Raw genomic sequence first — 21,027 nt, forward strand, 5'->3', positions numbered from 1 at the left:
AAAATGTCTAAAATACTAGTAACAGGTGGAACGGGATTTATCGGATCACATACCGTTGTAGAGCTCTACAATGCAGGATATGAAGTCGTGATCGTCGATAATTTTGCAAATTCCAACCCGAAAATCCTTAATCAGATAGAAACCATTACAGGAAAGAAGCCTGAGTTTTTTGAACTTGATCTATGTGATGAGTTGAAAGTGAGAGAATTTGTGACCAAACATGCTGATATTACTGGTGTCATTCATTTTGCAGCATTTAAGGCTGTAGGTGAATCTGTACAGCAGCCGCTTAAATATTACAGGAATAACTTTTATTCGTTGATCAACATCATCAATGGGTTTGACAGTAAAGTAAATCTGGTTTTCTCGTCTTCATGTACAGTGTACGGGCAACCGGATGTTCTGCCGGTAACGGAAAGTGCGCCGGTAAAAAAGGCAGAATCTCCTTATGGAAACACGAAACAGATTGCAGAAGAGATCCTGCAGGAAACTTGTGCGGTTACTCCTGAGTTAAGAGTAACTTCTCTGCGTTATTTTAACCCGGTTGGTGCGCATCATACGGCATTAATTGGAGAATTGCCAATAGGAGTGCCTCAAAATCTGGTTCCTTTTATTACGCAGTCTGCAATTGGTAAACGAGGACCTATTACGGTTTACGGAAATGATTACGACACTCCTGATGGAAGTGCAATCAGAGATTATATCCATGTTGTTGACCTGGCTAAAGCTCATGTGGCAGCCATCAGAAGAATGGAAAGTGATAAAGCAACCTCAAATTATGAAGTGTTTAATTTAGGTACTGGTACGGGTTCTACTGTATTACAGGTGATTGAGGCCTTTGAAAAAGCAACCGGCGAAAAATTGAATTATACCATTGGTGCAAGAAGAGAAGGCGATATTGAAAAGGTTTGGGGGGATGTAAATAAATCTGCACGTGATTTAGGATGGAAAGCCGAACTGGATATCAACGAGATGATGTCTTCTGCCTGGAATTGGGAGAAATATTTAAAAGATAACCCTTTCTAAATGTTGCTGAGCGAACATAAAGACCTTAAACTGGAAATAAAGTCTCTTCCTGAAAAGGAAAAAGACAAGCTCTTGCTGAGGTTGATCGCAAAGGACAAAATTTTAACAGAGCACCTGCATTTTAAGTTATTGGAAGATGAGCAGGACTTAGTGGAACGGCAGGAGAGACTGAGAGACAGGATTGATACAGAGATTTCTGAACTTTTATCGAATAGGAAATTGAACTCTAAAGATGTTTTGCTAAAAATGCGAAAACTCAATGGAAGTATTACTCATCATTTTAAAGTGACAAAAGATCTTAATACTGAGATTGAGCTTCGAATCCATCTTTTCAGAGGAATACCTATTGATTTTAATGAGGGGGTATTTTCGCCTTTACATAAGTTTAATGAGAAGCTCATGATTTATTTTGCGAAATCGGTTCTTTCTGTATTTAATAAATACCTGAAGATGCATGAAGATATTCAGTTTGATCTGAAAGAAGGTTTTAATGAGGTACTGTCGAAATTATATCTGTATAAAACAGCTGCGGTAGCAGCAGAATTAGGCTTACCTAAGGAAATTTAATAATGTGATATCTATTCATATGAAAAAGAAAATATTGATAACGGGTGGCGCTGGATTTATCGGTTCGCATGTGGTTCGTCGCTTTGTGAGCAATTATCCGGAATATGAGGTCCTGAATCTGGATAAGTTAACTTATGCGGGGAATCTGGCTAATTTAACTGATATTGAACATAAACCTAATTATCGTTTCGTAAAAGCAGACATTACCGACGCTGCTGCAATGGCTGAACTTTTTAGAGTTGAAAACTTTGATGCGGTGATTCATTTAGCGGCGGAATCGCATGTTGACAGATCTATCTCTGATCCTACGGCTTTTGTGATGACCAATGTTATAGGGACTGTAAATCTATTAAACGCAGCGAGGGAATACTGGAAGGGTGTTTATGATCAGAAGCGGTTCTATCATGTTTCCACAGATGAGGTATATGGTGCTTTGGGTGAAACAGGTATGTTTACGGAGTCTACTGCTTATGATCCACATAGTCCATACTCGGCATCAAAAGCGTCTTCGGATCATTTTGTAAGGGCGTATCACGATACTTACGGATTAGATGTGGTGATTTCTAATTGTTCAAATAATTATGGTTCACATCATTTTCCTGAGAAATTGATCCCTTTGGCCATTAATAATATTAAAAATAATCAACCAGTTCCAGTTTATGGAAAAGGAGAGAATGTAAGGGATTGGCTTTGGGTAGAAGACCATGCGCGTGCTATAGATGTGATCTTTCACCAGGCGAAAACCGGGGAGACTTACAATATCGGTGGGCACAATGAATGGAAGAATATAGACCTTATTCATTTGTTATGCAAGATTATGGATCAGAAACTGGGCAGAAATGCTGGTGAATCTGCAAAACTAATTTCTTTTGTAACTGATCGGGCAGGTCATGATTTGCGTTATGCTATCGACTCTACGAAATTGCAGAATGTATTAAACTGGGTGCCCAGTTTGCAATTTGAAGAAGGGCTGGAGAAAACAGTAGACTGGTATCTTGAAAATGAAGAATGGCTTTCCAATGTTACTTCAGGAAACTATCAGGCATATTACGAGAATCAATACGAAGGAAGGTAATTTTCTTTAGATATTTAAAGGGCATCTTTTTTTTAAAAAGGATGCCCTTTTGTATTAAAGTTTGAGCTGTGGTACTATTCGTACCTTAATGCTTCAACAGGATCCAGTTTGGATGCTTTCTTTGCGGGATAATAGCCAGACATAATGCCCACAAGAACACAGAGAACAAAACCTCCAAAGATCCATAGCCATGGAATAATAAATGCGCCGCCCATTGCAAGGGAAATGATATTACCTATTGATATCCCGAGAAAAATTCCGAAGGCACCACCCATCAGACAGATCATGACTGCTTCAATCAGGAATTGTTTCCTAATGACTGCCGGATTAGCGCCAATTGCTTTTCTGATTCCAATTTCTCTGGTACGCTCTGTTACAGAAACCAGCATGATGTTCATCAGGCCTATAGAAGCCCCGATAAGTGTGATTCCACCAATTGCAATTCCACCCCATACTACATATTTGAGATTTTCAAACAAGGACTGTGCTATTGCATCACTTTTTGTGATCTCAAAATTATTCGGTTCCGTGATTTTTATCTTTCTGATATTTCTGAATTCCGCAGTAGCTTCCCCTATAATGGCTTCCTGTAAGTCATTTGTAGGGACCATGACGGTAATTGTATAAGAAGGATTGGCATTAGAGTTAATGAGCTTTGCTTTTAGGAGAGGAACATAAACTGCTCTGTCGCCACTAAAACCCATACTTTGTCCTTTGGACGATAATAAGCCGATTATTTTAAGCCGGTTGTTGCCGACATTGATCACTTTATCTATGGGGGATTCTTTTTTGAATAACTTCTCGCTTACCTCACTACCAATAATACAGACGTTATTACCTTGAAGTGTTTCAGTCTGACTAAAATTTCGACCCAACTCAAGTTGAAGACCCTGTGAATTCAATCCATTCTCATCAACTCCCTGGATATTGATATTCGGATTGGTTTTTTCTGTTCCATATTTTATGGTCGAACCAAAGCTGGCACTCACACTAATGGCTACAGTAGCCGGGGTTTTCAAACGTTCTTTAAACGCGATCGCATCTTCATAACGGATATTTTTGAAAGGCTTGGGTCTTTTTCCGCCACCTCCTATACGAATACCGATACCGCGGTTCCTGATGGTAAACGAATTGGCCCCCATACTTGAAAAAGCCTCGGTCATACTTTTTTTAACTGCATCAAGTGTAGTTAAAATTCCTACTAAAGCAGAAAGACCTATCGCAATGATCAATGCGGTAAGCATCGTACGTAATCTGTTACTCTTTATGGACTGGATGGCAATTCTTACGTTCTCTGTATAGGTCATTCTTGAGGAAATATAATGCTTTATAGGGTAAAAATAAAAAGTCCCGTTGTTAAGACAACGAGACCTCTTATAATGTTACAAAGAATTACTAAATAAAGTTCTTAAGAACAAATGTTATTTATGCGGAGAAACTGGTTCCACAACCACAGGTACTGGCGGCATTGGGATTGTTAAAAGTAAACCCTCTTGAGTTTAAACCATCTTGCCAATCTACCTGCATACCCATTAAATACATTTGATGGGCTTTGTGCATAAACACTTTAATTCCATCAATTATAAATTCCTGATCTCCTTCTTTTTTTTGATCGAAGCCTAAAACATAACTCATCCCGGAGCAACCACCACCTTCTACTCCCACACGTAAGCCGAAATCTTCAGCGATTTCCTGTTGGTCTTTTAACTTAATAAGTTCTTTTACAGCAGTTTCTGTAAAGGTAACTGGTGCAAATGCTGTATCAACTGTATTACTCATGTTATTTAAAATTAGGAAGAACAAATATAAATAAAATGTACATTTTTGTCGATGTTATTCGCTAATTATTACGGTATTCAAACAAAGAAATGAGCATAGAATCTTTATTAACCGAAACTGCGGCACTAACCATTGCCGGTGTAGTTACCGTTTCTGTTGGATATTATCTGATTAAAGGGGACATTAAAACCTGGTCCAGGCTAAAATCAGGAAGTGCTCCTCAGGATGAGCGATTGCAGCTTTTGCCTTTACGTTTGCAGGCTCATGAACGTTTAGTTGTGTTTATTGAGCGCATTAATCCATCTAATTTATTTCTTCGCCTGCATCATCAGGGGATTTCCGTTAAAGATTTGCAATCTTTAATTTTAAACGAGATCAGGGCAGAGTATCAGCATAATGTGGCACAGCAACTTTATGTGAGCGGGGAAACCTGGAATGTCATCCGGAAGCTAAAGGATGATACCCTGGGAATGGTAAGTAACGCGGCCAAAGACTTGCCGGAACATTCGACCGGAATAGACCTGAGTAAAAAGATTTTGCAACATATGGCTGGGATCGCCGATAATCCTTACGAATTAACCCTTGATTTGATTAAAAAGGATATTCATCAGTTATTTTAATTATGGAAGAGAAAAAATTTAGCACCACGTCTGGTATTGAAATAAAAGAGATTTACACCAGCGCCAAGCCGGTTACAGAGTTGCCTGGTGAATTCCCGTATACACGGGGAATTCAAAAGGATATGTATAGGGGGCGCTTATGGACCATGCGTCAGTATGCTGGGTTTTCTACTGCAGAAGAGTCTAATAAACGTTACCATTATCTTCTGCAACAAGGCACAATGGGCTTGTCGGTAGCATTTGATCTTCCCACGCAAATTGGCTATGACTCAGATCATGAGATGGCCGAAGGGGAAGTTGGCAAAGTGGGAGTAGCTATTGATTCCCTGAAAGACATAGAGATTTTATTTGATGGAATAGCGCTTCAAAAGATTACAACTTCTATGACCATCAATGCGACCGCATCTATTTTATTGGCGATGTACATTGCATTGGCAAAAAAACAAGGCGCGGATATCCGGCAGATTTCGGGTACCATTCAAAATGATATCCTGAAGGAATATGCAGCAAGAGGAACTTATATCTATCCGCCGAAGGCTTCCATGAGAATCATTACTGATATTTTTGAATATTGCAGTAAGGAGGTTCCGAAATGGAATACAATATCTATTTCCGGATACCATATTCGTGAAGCAGGTTCTACTGCGGTACAAGAGCTCGCATTTACATTGGCGAATGGAAAAGCTTATTTAAATGCAGCCTTAGAAAAGGGACTGGACATCAATGTTTTTGCGAAACGTCTATCGTTCTTCTTCAATTGCCATAACAATTTCTTTGAGGAGATTGCTAAATTCAGAGCGGCGAGAAGGATGTGGGCAAAAATTACGAAAGAGTTGGGAGCCACCGATGAGAAAGCGCAAATGTTGCGTTTTCATACACAGACAGGCGGTTCTACACTAACAGCGCAACAGCCTCTAAATAATGTGATTCGTGTGAGCAATCAGGCGATGGCGGCGGTACTTGGAGGGACTCAATCCCTGCATACCAATGGTTATGATGAAGCTTTGTCGCTACCCACTGAAGCAGCGGCAAAAATTGCCTTGCGTACGCAACAGGTAATTGCATTTGAAAGCGGAATTACAGATACGGTTGATCCACTTGCAGGATCCTATTTTGTGGAAAATCTGACTGATGAAATTGAGGCAGCTGCGCAGCTGTACATTGATAAGATTGATGCTATGGGTGGTTCGGTAAATGCAATTGAAAATGGATACATCCAGAACGAAATCGGGGATGCCGCTTATCAGTATCAGGTAGAGATAGAAGCTGGTACAAGGGTAATTGTTGGGGTAAATAAATTTACTCAGGAACAAGAGGGTATTAATGACGTTTTTACCATTGATGAGTCCATCAGGACTATACAAACTGATAAGCTGAACAAGCTTAAATCGGAGCGGGATAATGTAGCTGTGGAAAAAGCCCTGAAGGATTTAACAATTGCCGCAAAAGGCACGGAAAATCTGATGCCCTATATTCTGGTCGCAGTGGAGGCGTATGCCAGTCTTGGGGAGATTGCAGATGTATTACGTAGCGTTTTTGGAGAGTATTAAAAAGAATGTTAAAAAATAGTTATCCACACAATAAATTCAGGTTAACTACGGTATGCTACTGATGTTTAAGTACTTGCCAAATAAATTAAAATTAAGTTTTTTTTGTTGATAATTTTTTGAATATTCGATCTCTCGAAACAGCACGGGTTTTGTGTTGCTATCGTCGCAATAAACCAACAAATTATATTATGACAATGGAAAAAACTTGTACCGAAGTATGGAAAAACTGTCTCCAAATCATAAAGGATAATATACCGAATCAAAGTTTTAAAACCTGGTTCGAACCGATATCCGCGCTGAAGTTGGATGGCAAAGTTTTGACGATACAGGTGCCTAGTTTATTTTTCTATGAATGGCTGGAGGAGCATTATGTTGGTTTGCTCCGAAAGACGGTAAAAAAGCAATTGGGAGACGAGGGGAGACTGGAATATAATATTGTAGTGGATAAGTCTTCAAACAGCGGATCTCCTTATACGACAAATATGCCTAGTAATGGAAACGGGGCTGAGGCAAAATTTCAATCCATGCCCATTCCAGTGTCTATAAATAAAGACATAAAAAATCCCTTTATTATTCCCGGCTTAAAAAAGCTGACTGTTGATCCTCAGCTGAACTCTAATTATACTTTCGAAAATTATATTGAAGGGGATTGTAATCGCTTAGCACGCTCTGCAGGCTATGCTGTTGCCGCAAAACCTGGTGGAACATCATTTAACCCGTTGATGATTTATGGAGGTGTAGGGTTGGGTAAAACGCATCTTGCTCAGGCGATTGGAAATGAGATAAAAAGGAATATGCCCGATAAACTCGTGATTTATGTTTCCTGTGAAAAGTTCTGTCAGCAGTTTGTGGATTCCTTGAAAAATAATACGATTAACGATTTTGTTAATTTCTATCAGGCAATGGATGTGATCATTATGGATGATGTTCATAATTTTGCAGGTAAAGAGAAAACCCAGGATATATTTTTCCATATTTTTAATCATTTACATCAATCTGGAAAGCAGGTGATCCTGTCTTCAGATAAAGCGCCAAAAGATCTTGCGGGATTAGAAGAACGCTTATTGAGCCGGTTTAAATGGGGGCTGTCCGCAGACCTTCAGATTCCTGATTTGGAAACAAGGATTGCTATCCTGAGAAAAAAAATGTATGCAGATGGGATTGAACTTCCTAATGAAGTAGTGGAATATGTAGCCCATAATATTGACAATAATGTACGTGAACTGGAAGGGGCAATGGTTTCGTTGTTGGCTCAGTCGACCTTAAATAAGAAAGATATAGACCTGAATCTGGCGAAGCAAATGTTGAAAAATTTCATCAAGAATACTTCTAAGGAGATCTCAATGGAGTATATTCAGAAATTGGTTTGTGAATATTTTGAAGTCCCTGTGGATATGGTGAAATCAGCGACAAGAAAGCGGGAGATTGTTCAGGCAAGACAGATTTCTATGTACCTCTCAAAAAGCCATACCAAATCATCGCTAAAGACGATTGGAGCGTTCTTTGGCGGAAGAGATCATTCTACAGTGATCTATGCCTGCCAGACGGTTGAAGATCTGATTGATACGGATAAAAAATTTAAAGGCTATGTACATGATATTCAAAAGAAATTAAAAATGACTTAGGCTTACCTGAGTTATTAAACGTAAAAACCAGATAAGTTTTTCTTATCTGGTTTTTACGTTTTGGATTAAAATCTATTTGATCGCTTCCAGTTTCATTAGTCCGTAGAATAAAGCAGAGGCGTGTAAAGATTGATCAATTTTATTTTCCAGAAGCAGTTGTTTTACTTCCTCAATACTGTATTTCTCGACATTTAGAATCTCGTGTTCATCTAAATGCTGTTCATCGGTTTTTACTCCTCCTTTCAGGAGATAGGTATAGGTCACATTGTTTGCTGTTGCGGGATTGGGATAGAGTGTGGCAATGAGTTCCAATGTTTGAAATGAATAACCTGTTTCTTCCAATAGTTCTCTTCTGATTGCGTCTTCCGGTTGTTCAGTCCCATCGATTACCCCGCCTGGGATTTCAAGTGAAATAATATCTCCGGCATGGCGGTACTGACGAACCATAATGATTTTGTTGTCTGTGGTCAATGCGACTGCGTTTACCCAATTCGGGTATTCGAGTACAAAATAATCGTCTTTTACAACTCCATTTTGAAGGTCACAGGTGTCTACACGTAAAGTTGCCCATTGTTCTTTCATCAGGTATCTTGAGGAAAGTCTTTGCCATTTTAATATTTCCATGTTAGGAGTTCAGGTATTGTTGAACCTTTCTCTGACGATCCAGGTTGATCATGCTTACGATGTGATGCTTCACTTCGAGCATTTGATAGATTAAATTTAGTTTTTCCGCAAGTGCGGTATTTCTCTCAGATGGCTGTAAGGGATTAAATTCTGCATACAGGAACTGACTCAGCATTTCGAGCTTTTCTGCCGGGAATGCGGAATCATTAATAAGTATTTCAAATTTATTGAAGTCATTGGAAAGTAGGATGTCTTCAGTTACCCCAAAATCTTTTAATAATGATTCGCGGAATACTTCGTCAGCTTCTTCCAGTTTTCCTTCCAGTTTTAATCCCATAATCCGGGCCAGTACCTGAGCTAATTTCTGAATTTCTGCTGTTATTAGGTCTTTTCTATACATATGATTTACCAGCTACCACTGCTACCGCCTCCGCCAAAACTACCGCCGCCGAAGCCTCCAAAGCCTCCGCCTCCGCTGCTGCTTCCGCCGCCCCAGCCTCCGCTACCGCCGGAATTTCTTCCTCCGCCAAGTAACATGCTCCAGAACAATGCGTCTGCTACTCCGCGACCACCGATCACCTGCCCGCCGCCGCCGCTGCCACCTCCTCTTTTAAGAATAATGATAACTACAACGACGATAATGATAATAATGAGTATTCCCGAAGCTCCACCTCCTGAGGCCCCCTTTCGGGGTTTGTCATTTTTATATTCTCCTTTTGTATAACGAATAATGGCATCTGTTCCTGCTTCCAGTCCTGCATAGTAATCGCCGGTTTTGAAATGAGGTTTTATATCATTGTCTATGATTCTTCTTGCATATAAATCGGGAAGTACACCTTCAACGCCATATCCAGTTTGAATAGAGATTTTTCTATCTCCTAAAGCAACGAGAATCAATACTCCATTGTTCTTACCTTTGCTTCCAACACCCCATTTCCTCCCTAGTTCCAACGCATATTCGTTGATATCGTAATCTCCAACGGATTTTAGAATGGCTATTGCAATCTGAGTAGAACTGGAGTCATCAAAAGCAACTAGTTTTTGTTCTAATTGCTGGACCTGAGTGGTACTTAGTGTTCCGGTATAATCGTTAACGAGCTTATTGGGTTTTTCAGGAAACTCCTGTGCAAATCCAATCGCAGAGATTAAGATAAAAAGTAAAGCTATGAGGTGTTTTTTCATGGCTTTACTGGTTTATATTGGTCCATAAAAATGATTTCATTTGGTAGCTCATTGATATCTCCACCCTGAAATGGAAAGAATGAGGCCAGTTTTTCACCGGCCAGAACGATGCCTGCTATGATTCCCTGAACTAGATTCCCTCCCGAAAAATGAGCTTTCATGGCGACTTTTGTAGTCTCCCAGAAATCGACTGGAACGACTTTATTGATGCCGCTGTCTCCAATGATTGCAAATTTATGGTCAATATAAGCGAGGTAGATCAATACGCCGTTGTGCTTAGACGTTTTGTCCATTCCTAGTTTTGAGAAATAAGAGGTTGCCTTTTCAAATGCATCGCCTTCGCAGTGTTTATCTACCGCTATTCTGATTTCGCCAGATGTTGCTTTTTCAGCTTCTGAAATTGCATTGGCAATTAATTCTTGTTCTTGTTCTGTGAATATTCCCATGATAGGATTACTTGATAAAGATAAGGGTAATACATATTTTTTATTTAAACACGTATTACCCCTAAATGTTGTGATGGTATTCTAGAATTCTACTTTTGGAGCCTTTTCTGAGCCAGCTTCAGCTTTGAATCCTGCTTTTTGACTGAATCCAAACAAACCTGCCGTAATGTTATTTGGGAAAGATCTTACTTTAGTATTGTATACCTGTACAGATTCATTAAAGTCTTTACGCGCTACACCAATTCTGTTTTCTGTTCCTGCAAGTTCTGCAGAAACGTCTCTGAACTGTTCTGTGGCTTTTAATTCAGGATAGTTTTCTGTGACCATTAATAAACGACCTAAGGCCTGACTTACTTGTCCTTGTGCAGCCTGATATTTTTCTATATTCTCAGGGGTTAACTTATCAGGATCAATAGTTACCTGTGTTGCTTTAGCACGGGCTTCCGTAACCTGGGTTAGCGTTGACTGTTCAAATTTAGCCGCACCTTTTACTGTATTTACAAGGTTTGGGATTAGGTCTGCCCGTCTTTGGTATTGGGTTTCTACCTGATTCCATTTCGCTTTCACATCTTCATCCAGTTTCACTAAACCATTATACCCGCATCCGCTAATGGCTACAAATAAGACCAGGATGGCAACTATTGCTAATACTGTTTTTTTCATAATTTCTGTTTTTTAGTTGAACTGAAACCGGCTTGTGGCTTATTTCAGCTTTTACGTTCTGTTTTTCTAAGTGTTAATTTACACATTAGAACTCAATTTCCGTTCCTTTGTTACGAATACCGATAAAAACCTGACAGGTTTTTACAAAACGGCACTAAAAACAGGTTTTTATCTTCATGAGCAGCCCTTTTGTCAGTTGATGAACATATTGATAATCGATTACTGTCTAATAAAAAAGGACCCAGATAAAACCTGGATCCTTTTAAAAGTGCTTATTTTGTTGTTAATTACAATCGAGGCATCTCCATTCTACGATACCGTCACCGGAGCCAAAGCGCCACATGGTATATTTTTCGATATCAATAAGAAAGTTAAGTCCATTCTGTTGTGCATTGACGGTACAACAGTTGTCTTCACAATCATCATCAGAACATCTATCATAGACTTTAGCATCAATCGTCTTGTTCCCCTGTCTTATTCTAAGTGTTTTTAGTTTGTATTTAGCTGCATCTTTAGAGTGAATGGAAATGATGTTGTTGGCCTTTACCCAGCTTTCTGGTTTAACTCCGGATACAAAGGCGAATTGTCCGGCCCAGAGGCAACCATTATACTCTATACATTCCGGGCTGCCGGGATCGGGATAGGACTCATAATTGGTCAGATTAGCCTTATTCCATACTTCTGCTGTTGCTGAGGCATTTGATGATTTCTGAAGGCCTGACTCTACGATTTCAGGAGCTGAGGGTTCCGAATTTTGTTTACATGATGTTGCCATGAACATCGTAATGACGAGGATGCAAAGCATCTTTGCTTTTACATAGATTTGGTTTTTGTAATTTTTCATAAATTTTGTTTTGGGATGATTAGTTTTACGTTTATTACTTATTTAGCACTTTTAATAAACATATTTAAATATACCAATAATTTAGTTTCATGAATTCACGTTGCCTTCTGTTGATTGGGTTAAGTTGTTTTAAATCAAGGTGATGATCAGATTGGTAAGTAGAATGTTTTCAATGAAACCAAGCCTCGATTTTATCCCTTTCAGTGGGTTGATAAAGTTGGATAATGTGCTGTAAAAATGGTGTTACATAATAAAAATGCAGGATTTTTAAAACCATTTTGTTTCGGACTAATTGAACTCTCTGTGATTATTCAGTGGCAGGGATTCTTAATTTTTTCTATTTTAGAGGAGTGTTTTGTGGGGTAATTTGGGAGATATTTATGCCAATATAATAGAGCATTTTATTTCTTCTGGTTGGGATTCATAGCATGATTTTGATGACCAGCAGGAGCTGATATCCTTCGTAGATTTGTGTACCTTTGCAGCAGTTCAGGATAAAAACCTGACATATTTTATGCAAAAAGAAATTGAAATTACACTTGCTCCGGAAGATATCGGGCAGGAAGTGTTATTAAAGAAGAGCCTTTCCTTAGCTTTAAATGTAGATATCTCAAAAATAAAAGGCTTTAAGATTCTTAAAAGATCTATTGATGCCCGTTCCAGAAAAGTAATTTATCGTTTGCAGGTAAGGGTCTTCATTGAAGAAGAGCCGGTGACCGAGGTTTTTGCTGTAAATTATCCAAATGTCAGTAATAATAAACATGTTATTATAGTTGGTGCAGGACCAGCAGGACTCTTTGCTGCTTTGCAATGCATTGAAAATGGCTTGAAGCCGATTGTATTGGAGCGTGGTAAAGATGTAAAACAACGAAGGCGTGATCTGGCAGCAATTAATAAAGAAGGTATTGTCAATACGGAATCTAATTATTGCTATGGTGAAGGGGGCGCAGGAACTTATTCTGATGGTAAACTTTATACCCGTTCTAATAAGCGAGGTGACATCAATAAGGTATTGCAGATTTTCGTGGAACACGGTGCTACAGATGATATACTGATAGATGCACGGCCGCATATCGGGACCAATAAACTTCCGCATATTATTACCGCGATCAGGGAACGTATCCTGAATGCTGGCGGGGAGGTTCGATTTGATCAAAAGGTTACCGATATATTGGTTGAATTTGGGAAAATAAAAGGAGTCGTAGTGAATGGAGAAGATCAGCTGATTGGTGATTCAGTTATTCTGGCTACCGGACATTCTGCGAGAGATATTTATGAATTGCTACATCAGAAGAATATTCTGGTAGAGGCTAAGCCATTTGCGCTTGGAGTAAGAATTGAGCATCCGCAGGCAATTATTGATGCCGCCCAATATCATTGTGACATCAGAAGTGAATTTTTGCCTCCGGCTTATTATAGTTTAGTGGAGCAGGTTGGAAGCAGGGGGGTGTTTTCTTTTTGTATGTGTCCGGGAGGGATTATTGCTCCTTGTGCTACTCATGAAAATGAGATTGTGGTTAATGGCTGGTCTCCTTCCAAAAGAAATAATCCCTTTGCAAATTCCGGGACTGTGGTGCAGATTACGCTGGAAGATGTAAAAGGAGAGGATCCGTTAAGGATGATGCATTTTCAGGCAGAGATTGAAAGAACAGCCTTTAATTTGGGTGGAGGTAATTTGGTGGCCCCCGGGCAAAGAATGGTAGACTTTGTGGAGAATAGAATTTCTGTTGATCTCCCAAAGAATTCTTATTTGCCTGGTACTAAAAGTGTGATGCTTAAGGAAACACTTCCTGATTTTGTAGCTTCAAGCTTAAGAAATGCCTTGCCGCTTTTTGGGAAGAAGATGAGAGGTTATTATACGAATGAAGCTATCCTTGTTGGTGTGGAAAGTCGAAGTTCATCGCCGGTTCGTATTCCAAGAGATAAAGAGACTTTTCAGCATCCTCAGATAGCAGGTTTGTTTCCATGCGCAGAGGGAGCGGGATATGCAGGTGGAATTGTCTCTGCAGCGATTGATGGAGTAAATTGTGCAAATGCAGTTTTAAAATACATTTAATAGAAACAGATTTAAAATTTGTTTGTTTAAAGGTGGTATGATTGATTTTGCTAACGAATTAAGAAAGGCGTATAACACTGATGCCTGGCATGGTAATAACGTTTCAACGGTTATTGCTTCGGTGAAAGTAGCACAGGCCTTTGCTCGTCCGATTTCTGATGCTCACTCTATAGCAGAATTAGTCTTGCATTTGAGCTCCTGGACGGAGGAGGTGATTTCAAGGTTGTCGGGGAATTTGCCAAAAGAGCCACGAAATGGGGGTTGGCCGGTTCCGTTTAATGAAACCGAAGAATACTGGAAGGCTATAGTGACTGAATTTAGTCAGGTAAATGAAGATTTGCTGATTTTAGTAAAACAATTTTCTGAATATCAATGGAGGGCAAAATTGTTTACTGGGCCGATTCCGACAGCATTATTGAGCCATTTTGAGTTGTTAAATGGTTTAATCCAGCATCATGCCTATCATGCAGGACAAATTGCCTTGCTTTCGAAATTTAAAAATCATGAGTAATACCTTAATTATCGGGGCTTCCCCAAATCCAATGCGCTATGCTTATAAGGCTGCGCATATGCTGAGAGCTAAAGGACATCATATTATCAATATAGGAATAAAGAAAGGCGCAGTTGCAGGTATGGCTATAGAGAAGCCTGGCGTGCCTCATCAGAATGTAGATACGATTACCTTATATGTTGGGGAGGAAATACAGCATTTATATTATGATTATATTCTTCAGACAAAGCCAAGAAGAGTAATTTTTAATCCCGGAACAGAAAACCCTGAACTGGAAGAGCTATTAGATAGAAATGGTATAGCCTCTGTGGAGGCTTGTACTCTCGTTTTATTGTCTACTGGACAATATTAATCCATGAGATTTTATTAAATGTTAATATGTAAACTTATCCTATAGGAAACCTCCGTAATGAGTCCGGATCTGGGAGGTAGCTACGAGGTAGTTGCGAGGTAGTTGAAAGGTTAAATGACCATGCAACTACCTCCCAGATTCTTTTCAACTACCTCGCAACTACCTTTCAACCCCGGAGTCTGTACGGAGGATCCCCGAAGAGTATTTAGTATGTTCCCATACTACGATAAGTTTACATTAGAAAGTAAATTACTGATTCGTGTTTACGTTGCTTTTTTGTTTTACTGGTATGGGTTTACAATGATGGATTTTATTATTGACATTAGTTTAGCTAATATTTCTGATTTTCCTGTTTCAGGGTTACATAGGTAATCAATTTCGGGTTTTTGTGGTCCTGGATTGATCTTTTTAAGCATGTGGGAGGTACTATCTGTTATAGTATATATTATATAACAGATGATTTAGGCCGCTACGAGCGGTATGATTTGCTTTTTTTTAGCTGATCTTGCGCTGGTGTATATTTTACGTTAAGTATAGATGAAGTTTTTTCTTCTGTAAATCATGTAGTTAGGGGCGTGATACAATTATAATGGATGAATTGTTTTGAGAACGGATAAAATTTCCTACTTTTGCATCCCGCTTCGGAGGAAGAGAGACATTGAGGTTGATAAGAGAGAAGGATTTGAAAGATTGCAGTAGAGATGAGTCAGAGGTTGTTTTGACGGTTTATTAACCAGGAAAGACAAAGTAAAAAAGTTTCAAAAAAAGCTTGACAATAACAAAAAGATTTCTACCTTTGCAGTCCCAACAAAAACGGGGGTTACCAAACGGAGTTTAGTAACAAAAACAAAAAGACTGAAACGATTGGAATTTCGAAACTGACACCAGGAACATTAAGACCCGGAAGAAACAGAGAAAAGAAGATTGCCACATAAAAGAAGAACCGCGAGGAGATTCGAAAAGTTCATTAAAGAGATGTCATTTATAGCGTAGCGAGGTAAGATAGTACCGTTTCAAAGTACATGAAAACCAAAGCTATTTTTTCAAGTCAGAATCTGACAGACAATACAAAAAAGAATAAAGACTATTATTAACAAGTTAAGAATGGTCAGCGTTCAAACAACACATTTTACAATGGAGAGTTTGATCCTGGCTCAGGATGAACGCTAGCGGCAGGCCTAATACATGCAAGTCGAACGATACCATTTAGCTTGCTAGATGGGAAAGTGGCGCACGGGTGCGTAACGCGTATGCAACCTACCTTAATCAGGGGGATAGCCCGAAGAAATTCGGATTAACACCGCATAAAATCACAGTACAGCATTGTACAATGATCAAATATTTATAGGATTAAGATGGGCATGCGTGTCATTAGTTAGTTGGCGAGGTAACGGCTCACCAAGACCACGATGACTAGGGGATCTGAGAGGATGACCCCCCACACTGGTACTGAGACACGGACCAGACTCCTACGGGAGGCAGCAGTAAGGAATATTGGTCAATGGAGGCAACTCTGAACCAGCCATGCCGCGTGCAGGAAGACAGCCCTCTGGGTCGTAAACTGCTTTTATTCGGGAATAAACCTACTTACGTGTAAGTAGCTGAATGTACCGAAGGAATAAGGATCGGCTAACTCCGTGCCAGCAGCCGCGGTAATACGGAGGATCCAAGCGTTATCCGGATTTATTGGGTTTAAAGGGTGCGTAGGCGGCTTATTAAGTCAGGGGTGAAAGACGGTGGCTCAACCATCGCAGTGCCCTTGATACTGATGAGCTTGAATACACTAGAGGTAGGCGGAATGTGACAAGTAGCGGTGAAATGCATAGATATGTCACAGAACACCGATTGCGAAGGCAGCTTACTATGGTGTCATTGACGCTGAGGCACGAAAGCGTGGGGATCAAACAGGATTAGATACCCTGGTAGTCCACGCCCTAAACGATGAATACTCGCTGTTAGCGATACACAGTTAGCGGCTAAGCGAAAGCGTTAAGTATTCCACCTGGGGAGTACGCCCGCAAGGGTGAAACTCAAAGGAATTGACGGGGGCCCGCACAAGCGGAGGAGCATGTGGTTTAATTCGATGATACGCGAGGAACCTTACCCGGGCTTGAAAGTTAGTGAATGAGATAGAGATATTTCAGTGAGCAATCACACGAAACTAGGTGCTGCATGGCTGTCGTCAGCTCGTGCCGTGAGGTGTTGGGTTAAGTCCCGCAACGAGCGCAACCCCTATGTTTAGTTGCCAGCACGTTAAGGTGGGGACTCTAAACAGACTGCCTGTGCAAACAGAGAGGAAGGAGGGGACGACGTCAAGTCATCATGGCCCTTACGTCCGGGGCTACACACGTGCTACAATGGATGGTACAGAGGGCAGCAAGCTGGCAACAGCAAGCAAATCTCAAAAAGCCATTCACAGTTCGGATAGAGGTCTGCAACTCGACCTCTTGAAGTTGGATTCGCTAGTAATCGCGTATCAGCAATGACGCGGTGAATACGTTCCCGGGCCTTGTACACACCGCCCGTCAAGCCATGGAAGTTGGGGGTACCTAAAGTATGTAACCGCAAGGAGCGTCCTAGGGTAAAACCGATAACTGGGGCTAAGTCGTAACAAGGTAGCCGTACCGGAAGGTGCGGCTGGAATACCTCCTTTCTGGAGTAGTTCAGACTACTCGCTACGTAAATGATATAAATGACAAAAAAATCTCAAAAAGAAAAACCCATAGGATGAAACATCACTTAGTGTTCTCATACTGCAGTAAAGACAAATAGTCCCGTAGCTCAGTTTGGTTAGAGCACTACACTGATAATGTAGGGGTCAGCAGTTCAAATCTGCTCGGGACTACAGATATATTCTAAGGGGGATTAGCTCAGCTGGCTAGAGCGCCTGCCTTGCACGCAGGAGGTCAACGGTTCGACTCCGTTATTCTCCACCATTACCCAGGCTTAATACAAAAGGCCGAGAAATATGATTACGGATTGTGATCAGGGGAAGTAAAGTTCTTTGACATATTGGAAGAAGTTAAAAAAGAAGAGCAAACAACAATAGAGACGTTGTTAGCTTGAAGGAAGGAATAAGCAATTATTCAGTCCGTAGAGATAACAACAAATCAAAAAAAGCATTTCCATAGGCGCAAAAGGCTATGGAGAGAAGAAAGTAATTAAGAGCACACAGGGGATGCCTTGGCTCTCAGAGGCGATGAAGGACGTGATAAGCTGCGATAAGCTTCGGGTATTAGCAAATATGAATTAATCCGAAGATTTCCGAATGGGGAAACCTGGCTAGTTGAAGACTAGTCGTACAATGTACGCAAACCTGCCGAACTGAAACATCTAAGTAAGCAGAGGAAGAGAAAATAATAATGATTTCCTAAGTAGTGGCGAGCGAAAGGGAAAGAGCCCAAACCACTTATGTTACGGCATATGTGGGGTTGTAGGACTACGATGTGGTATACTAAAATGAAGTGGAACAGGATGGGAAGCCTGGCAATATAGCGTGAGAGCCGCGTACACGTAAGTAATAGTAACCTAGTAGTATCCTGAGTACCGCGAGGTCGGAGACGCCTTGTGGGAATCTGCCGGCACCATCCGGTAAGGCTAAATACTCCTGAGAGACCGATAGTGAACCAGTACCGTGAGGGAAAGGTGAAAAGAACCCCGAACAGGGGAGTGAAATAGAACCTGAAACTGTGTGCTTACAAGCGGTCGGAGCGTCCAGGTGGCGTGACGGCGTGCCTTTTGCATAATGAGCCTACGAGTTACTCTTCTCTGGCAAGGTTAAGTGTTTAAGACACGCAGCCGAAGCGAAAGCGAGTCTGAATAGGGCGTATAGTCAGGGGAGGTAGACGCGAAACCTTGTGATCTACCCATGGACAGGTTGAAGGTGCGGTAACACGTACTGGAGGACCGAACCGATAAACGTTGAAAAGTTTCCGGATGATCTGTGGGTAGGGGTGAAAGGCTAATCAAACTGGGAAATAGCTCGTACTCCCCGAAATGTTTTTAGGAACAGCGTGGTGGTAAAGTTATATAGAGGTAGAGCTACTGATTGGGTGCGGGGGAGTCAAATCCTACCAAATCCAGACAAACTCCGAATGCTATATAATATACACTGCAGTGAGGCCCGGGGTGCTAAGGTCACGGGCCGAGAGGGAAAGAACCCAGACCATCAGCTAAGGTCCCCAAGTTATAGTTAAGTTGAACTAACGAGGTCCGATTGCATAGACAGCTAGGATGTTGGCTTGGAAGCAGCCATTCATTTAAAGAGTGCGTAACAGCTCACTAGTCGAGCGATCGGGCATGGATAATAAACGGGCATTAAACTATACACCGAAGCTATGGGTAATATTAATATTACGGTAGGGGAGCATTCCAGCGGCAGCGAAGTTATGACGTAAGTTGTGGTGGAGCTTCTGGAAAAGCAAATGTAGGCATAAGTAACGATAAGGCGGGAGAGAAACCCGCCCACCGAAAGGATAAGGTTTCCTGATCAACGCTAATCGGATCAGGGTTAGTCGGGGCCTAAGGAGAACCCGAAGGGGATATTCGATGGACAACTGGTTAATATTCCAGTACTTTTTATAACTGCGATGTGGGGACGGAGTAGTGACACTGCCGCGATCTGACGGAATAGATCGTTAAAGGGCGTAGGTATTAGGACTGTAGGTAAATCCGCAGATCTAGCTGAAACCCGATAGTACTGCAAACCTTCGGGGGCGTAGATAGCGCAGGTAATCAGACTTCCAAGAAAAACCGCTAAGCTTCAGGTTATAAAAACCCGTACCGCAAACCGACACAGGTATCCGGGAAGAGAATTCTAAGGTGCTCGAGTGAATCATGGCTAAGGAACTCGGCAAAATGGCCCTGTAACTTCGGGAGAAGGGGCGCTGACAGCAATGTCAGCCGCAGTGAAAAGGCCCAGGCGACTGTTTAACAAAAACACATGGCTTTGCAAAATCGAAAGATGAAGTATAAGGCCTGACACCTGCCCGGTGCTGGAAGGTTAAGAGGGGATGTTAGTCGCAAGGCGAAGCATTGAATCGAAGCCCCAGTAAACGGCGGCCGTAACTATAACGGTCCTAAGGTAGCGAAATTCCTTGTCGGGTAAGTTCCGACCTGCACGAATGGTGTAACGATCTGGGCGCTGTCTCAGCCATGAGCTCGGTGAAATTGTGGTCCCGGTGAAGACGCCGGGTACCCGCAACGGGACGGAAAGACCCCATGCACCTTCACTACAATTTAACATTGACATTGGATACAGGATGTGTAGGATAGGTGGGAGACTATGAAGTGGCATCGCTAGGTGTTGTGGAGTCAACGTTGAAATACCACCCTTTCTGTATTCGGTGTCTAACCCCACTCAGTGGGGGACATTGTTTGATGGGTAGTTTGACTGGGGTGGTCGCCTCCAAAAAGGTAACGGAGGCTTTCAAAGGTAAGCTCAATACGCTTGGTAACCGTATGAGGAGTGCAATAGCATAAGCTTGCTTGACTGTGAGGCAGACAAGCCGAGCAGGGTCGAAAGACGGATATAGTGATCCGGTGGTTCTGCATGGAAGGGCCATCGCTCAAAGGATAAAAGGTACGCTGGGGATAACAGGCTGATCTCCCCCAAGAGCTCATATCGACGGGGAGGTTTGGCACCTCGATGTCGGCTCGTCACATCCTGGGGCTGGAGAAGGTCCCAAGGGTTCGGCTGTTCGCCGATTAAAGTGGCACGCGAGCTGGGTTCAGAACGTCGCGAGACAGTTCGGTCCCTATCTGTTGTGGGCGTAGGAATTTTGAGTGGGGCTGACCTTAGTACGAGAGGACCGGGTTGGACTAACCTCTAGTGAATCTGTTGTTCCGCCAGGGGCATTGCAGAGTAGCTACGTTGGGAATAGATAAGCGCTGAAAGCATCTAAGTGCGAAACTAGCCACGAGATGAGAATTCCATATAGGACCGTAGCAGACTACTACGTTGATAGGTTACAGATGTAAAGGTGGTGACATCAAAGTCGAGTAATACTAATAATCCGAAGCTTTCAAGAGCAATAAACTGTTGTTTGTTCTTCCTAACTTAACTTCTTTCAATAATATGTCACTGTTTGATGGTGAGCTGCACTAGC

At 41.4% G+C, this 21,027-nt stretch carries 17 protein-coding genes, 2 tRNA genes and 2 rRNA genes; 13 read left to right on the top strand and 8 right to left on the bottom strand.

Features of this window, described 5'->3' with window-relative positions:
* Positions 1 to 3: 3 nt before the first annotated feature.
* Genes galE through rfbB form a run of 3 tightly spaced genes read left to right on the top strand, consistent with a single transcriptional unit; the run spans position 4 to position 2,668 of the window.
* The gene (gene galE, locus BFS30_RS08235) at positions 4 to 1,026 is read left to right on the top strand and encodes a UDP-glucose 4-epimerase GalE (protein WP_069378850.1); all 1,023 of its coding nucleotides are present in this window, start codon (positions 4 to 6) and stop codon (positions 1,024 to 1,026) included.
* Positions 1,027 to 1,593: a hypothetical protein gene (locus BFS30_RS08240; protein WP_069378851.1), complete on the top strand. Its 567-nt coding sequence runs from the start codon at positions 1,027 to 1,029 to the stop codon at positions 1,591 to 1,593.
* Between the two features lie 19 nt (positions 1,594 to 1,612).
* Positions 1,613 to 2,668: a dTDP-glucose 4,6-dehydratase gene (gene rfbB / locus BFS30_RS08245; RefSeq protein ID WP_069378852.1), complete on the top strand. Its 1,056-nt coding sequence runs from the start codon at positions 1,613 to 1,615 to the stop codon at positions 2,666 to 2,668.
* A 74-nt stretch (positions 2,669 to 2,742) separates the two neighbouring features.
* Here the strand turns inward: rfbB and BFS30_RS08250 are convergent, their stop codons facing one another.
* Positions 2,743 to 3,975 carry an ABC transporter permease gene (locus BFS30_RS08250; RefSeq protein WP_083251992.1) on the bottom strand — a complete coding sequence of 411 codons (1,233 nt, stop codon included), beginning with the start codon at positions 3,973 to 3,975 and terminating at the stop codon, positions 2,743 to 2,745.
* Between the two features lie 118 nt (positions 3,976 to 4,093).
* Complete coding sequence (locus BFS30_RS08255) at positions 4,094 to 4,447, bottom strand: HesB/IscA family protein (protein ID WP_069378854.1); 354 nt, start codon at positions 4,445 to 4,447, stop codon at positions 4,094 to 4,096.
* 89 nt (positions 4,448 to 4,536) lie between these two features.
* On the opposite strand from BFS30_RS08255, the gene BFS30_RS08260 reads away from it, so the two are divergent.
* The 3 genes from BFS30_RS08260 to dnaA all read left to right on the top strand — a co-directional run bounded on the left by BFS30_RS08260 (position 4,537) and on the right by dnaA (position 8,242).
* Entirely contained in the window at positions 4,537 to 5,067 is a 531-nt protein-coding gene (locus tag BFS30_RS08260) for a hypothetical protein (protein ID WP_069378855.1), read from the top strand.
* Positions 5,068 to 5,069: 2 nt separating this feature from the next.
* Positions 5,070 to 6,617 (top strand): acyl-CoA mutase large subunit family protein, encoded by a 1,548-nt coding sequence (locus BFS30_RS08265; protein ID WP_069378856.1) that lies wholly within the window; start codon positions 5,070 to 5,072, stop codon positions 6,615 to 6,617.
* A gap of 194 nt (positions 6,618 to 6,811) precedes the next feature.
* The gene (gene dnaA, locus BFS30_RS08270; RefSeq protein ID WP_069382350.1) at positions 6,812 to 8,242 is read left to right on the top strand and encodes a chromosomal replication initiator protein DnaA; all 1,431 of its coding nucleotides are present in this window, start codon (positions 6,812 to 6,814) and stop codon (positions 8,240 to 8,242) included.
* 72 nt (positions 8,243 to 8,314) lie between these two features.
* Here dnaA and BFS30_RS08275 read toward each other — a convergent pair whose 3' ends face one another.
* From BFS30_RS08275 to BFS30_RS08300, 6 genes are all read right to left on the bottom strand, one after another.
* Positions 8,315 to 8,866, bottom strand: coding sequence for an NUDIX hydrolase (locus BFS30_RS08275; protein ID WP_083251993.1), 552 nt, complete (start codon positions 8,864 to 8,866; stop codon positions 8,315 to 8,317).
* A gap of 1 nt (position 8,867) precedes the next feature.
* Positions 8,868 to 9,266 carry a hypothetical protein gene (locus tag BFS30_RS08280; protein WP_069378857.1) on the bottom strand — a complete coding sequence of 133 codons (399 nt, stop codon included), beginning with the start codon at positions 9,264 to 9,266 and terminating at the stop codon, positions 8,868 to 8,870.
* 5 nt (positions 9,267 to 9,271) lie between these two features.
* The gene (locus BFS30_RS08285) at positions 9,272 to 10,048 is read right to left on the bottom strand and encodes a TPM domain-containing protein (RefSeq protein WP_069378858.1); all 777 of its coding nucleotides are present in this window, start codon (positions 10,046 to 10,048) and stop codon (positions 9,272 to 9,274) included.
* Positions 10,045 to 10,494, bottom strand: coding sequence for a TPM domain-containing protein (locus tag BFS30_RS08290; RefSeq protein ID WP_069378859.1), 450 nt, complete (start codon positions 10,492 to 10,494; stop codon positions 10,045 to 10,047). The genes BFS30_RS08285 and BFS30_RS08290 overlap by 4 nt, the downstream gene beginning before the upstream one ends.
* An 81-nt stretch (positions 10,495 to 10,575) precedes the next feature.
* The gene (locus BFS30_RS08295; protein ID WP_069378860.1) at positions 10,576 to 11,157 is read right to left on the bottom strand and encodes a LemA family protein; all 582 of its coding nucleotides are present in this window, start codon (positions 11,155 to 11,157) and stop codon (positions 10,576 to 10,578) included.
* A gap of 283 nt (positions 11,158 to 11,440) precedes the next feature.
* Positions 11,441 to 12,001: a hypothetical protein gene (locus BFS30_RS08300; RefSeq protein ID WP_157262889.1), complete on the bottom strand. Its 561-nt coding sequence runs from the start codon at positions 11,999 to 12,001 to the stop codon at positions 11,441 to 11,443.
* A gap of 514 nt (positions 12,002 to 12,515) precedes the next feature.
* On the opposite strand from BFS30_RS08300, the gene BFS30_RS08305 reads away from it, so the two are divergent.
* From BFS30_RS08305 to BFS30_RS08335, 7 genes are all read left to right on the top strand, one after another.
* Positions 12,516 to 14,057: an NAD(P)/FAD-dependent oxidoreductase gene (locus BFS30_RS08305; RefSeq protein WP_069382352.1), complete on the top strand. Its 1,542-nt coding sequence runs from the start codon at positions 12,516 to 12,518 to the stop codon at positions 14,055 to 14,057.
* Positions 14,058 to 14,094: 37 nt separating this feature from the next.
* Positions 14,095 to 14,568, top strand: a complete 474-nt coding sequence (locus BFS30_RS08310) for a DinB family protein (RefSeq protein WP_069378862.1) — start codon at positions 14,095 to 14,097, stop codon at positions 14,566 to 14,568.
* Entirely contained in the window at positions 14,561 to 14,920 is a 360-nt protein-coding gene (locus tag BFS30_RS08315; protein ID WP_069378863.1) for a CoA-binding protein, read from the top strand. Before BFS30_RS08310 ends, BFS30_RS08315 begins: the two co-directional genes overlap by 8 nt.
* A gap of 1,131 nt (positions 14,921 to 16,051) precedes the next feature.
* Positions 16,052 to 17,573: ribosomal RNA gene (locus BFS30_RS08320) — 16S ribosomal RNA — on the top strand.
* A 117-nt stretch (positions 17,574 to 17,690) separates the two neighbouring features.
* Positions 17,691 to 17,765, top strand: a tRNA-Ile gene (locus BFS30_RS08325).
* A gap of 14 nt (positions 17,766 to 17,779) precedes the next feature.
* A tRNA-Ala gene (locus BFS30_RS08330) sits at positions 17,780 to 17,856 on the top strand.
* A gap of 215 nt (positions 17,857 to 18,071) precedes the next feature.
* Positions 18,072 to 20,949: ribosomal RNA gene (locus BFS30_RS08335) — 23S ribosomal RNA — on the top strand.
* The 16S and 23S rRNA genes sit together here with 2 tRNA genes alongside, the layout of an rRNA operon.
* Positions 20,950 to 21,027 lie beyond the last annotated feature (78 nt).

The organism is Pedobacter steynii (assembly GCF_001721645.1).
GTDB lineage: Bacteria > Bacteroidota > Bacteroidia > Sphingobacteriales > Sphingobacteriaceae > Pedobacter > Pedobacter steynii_A.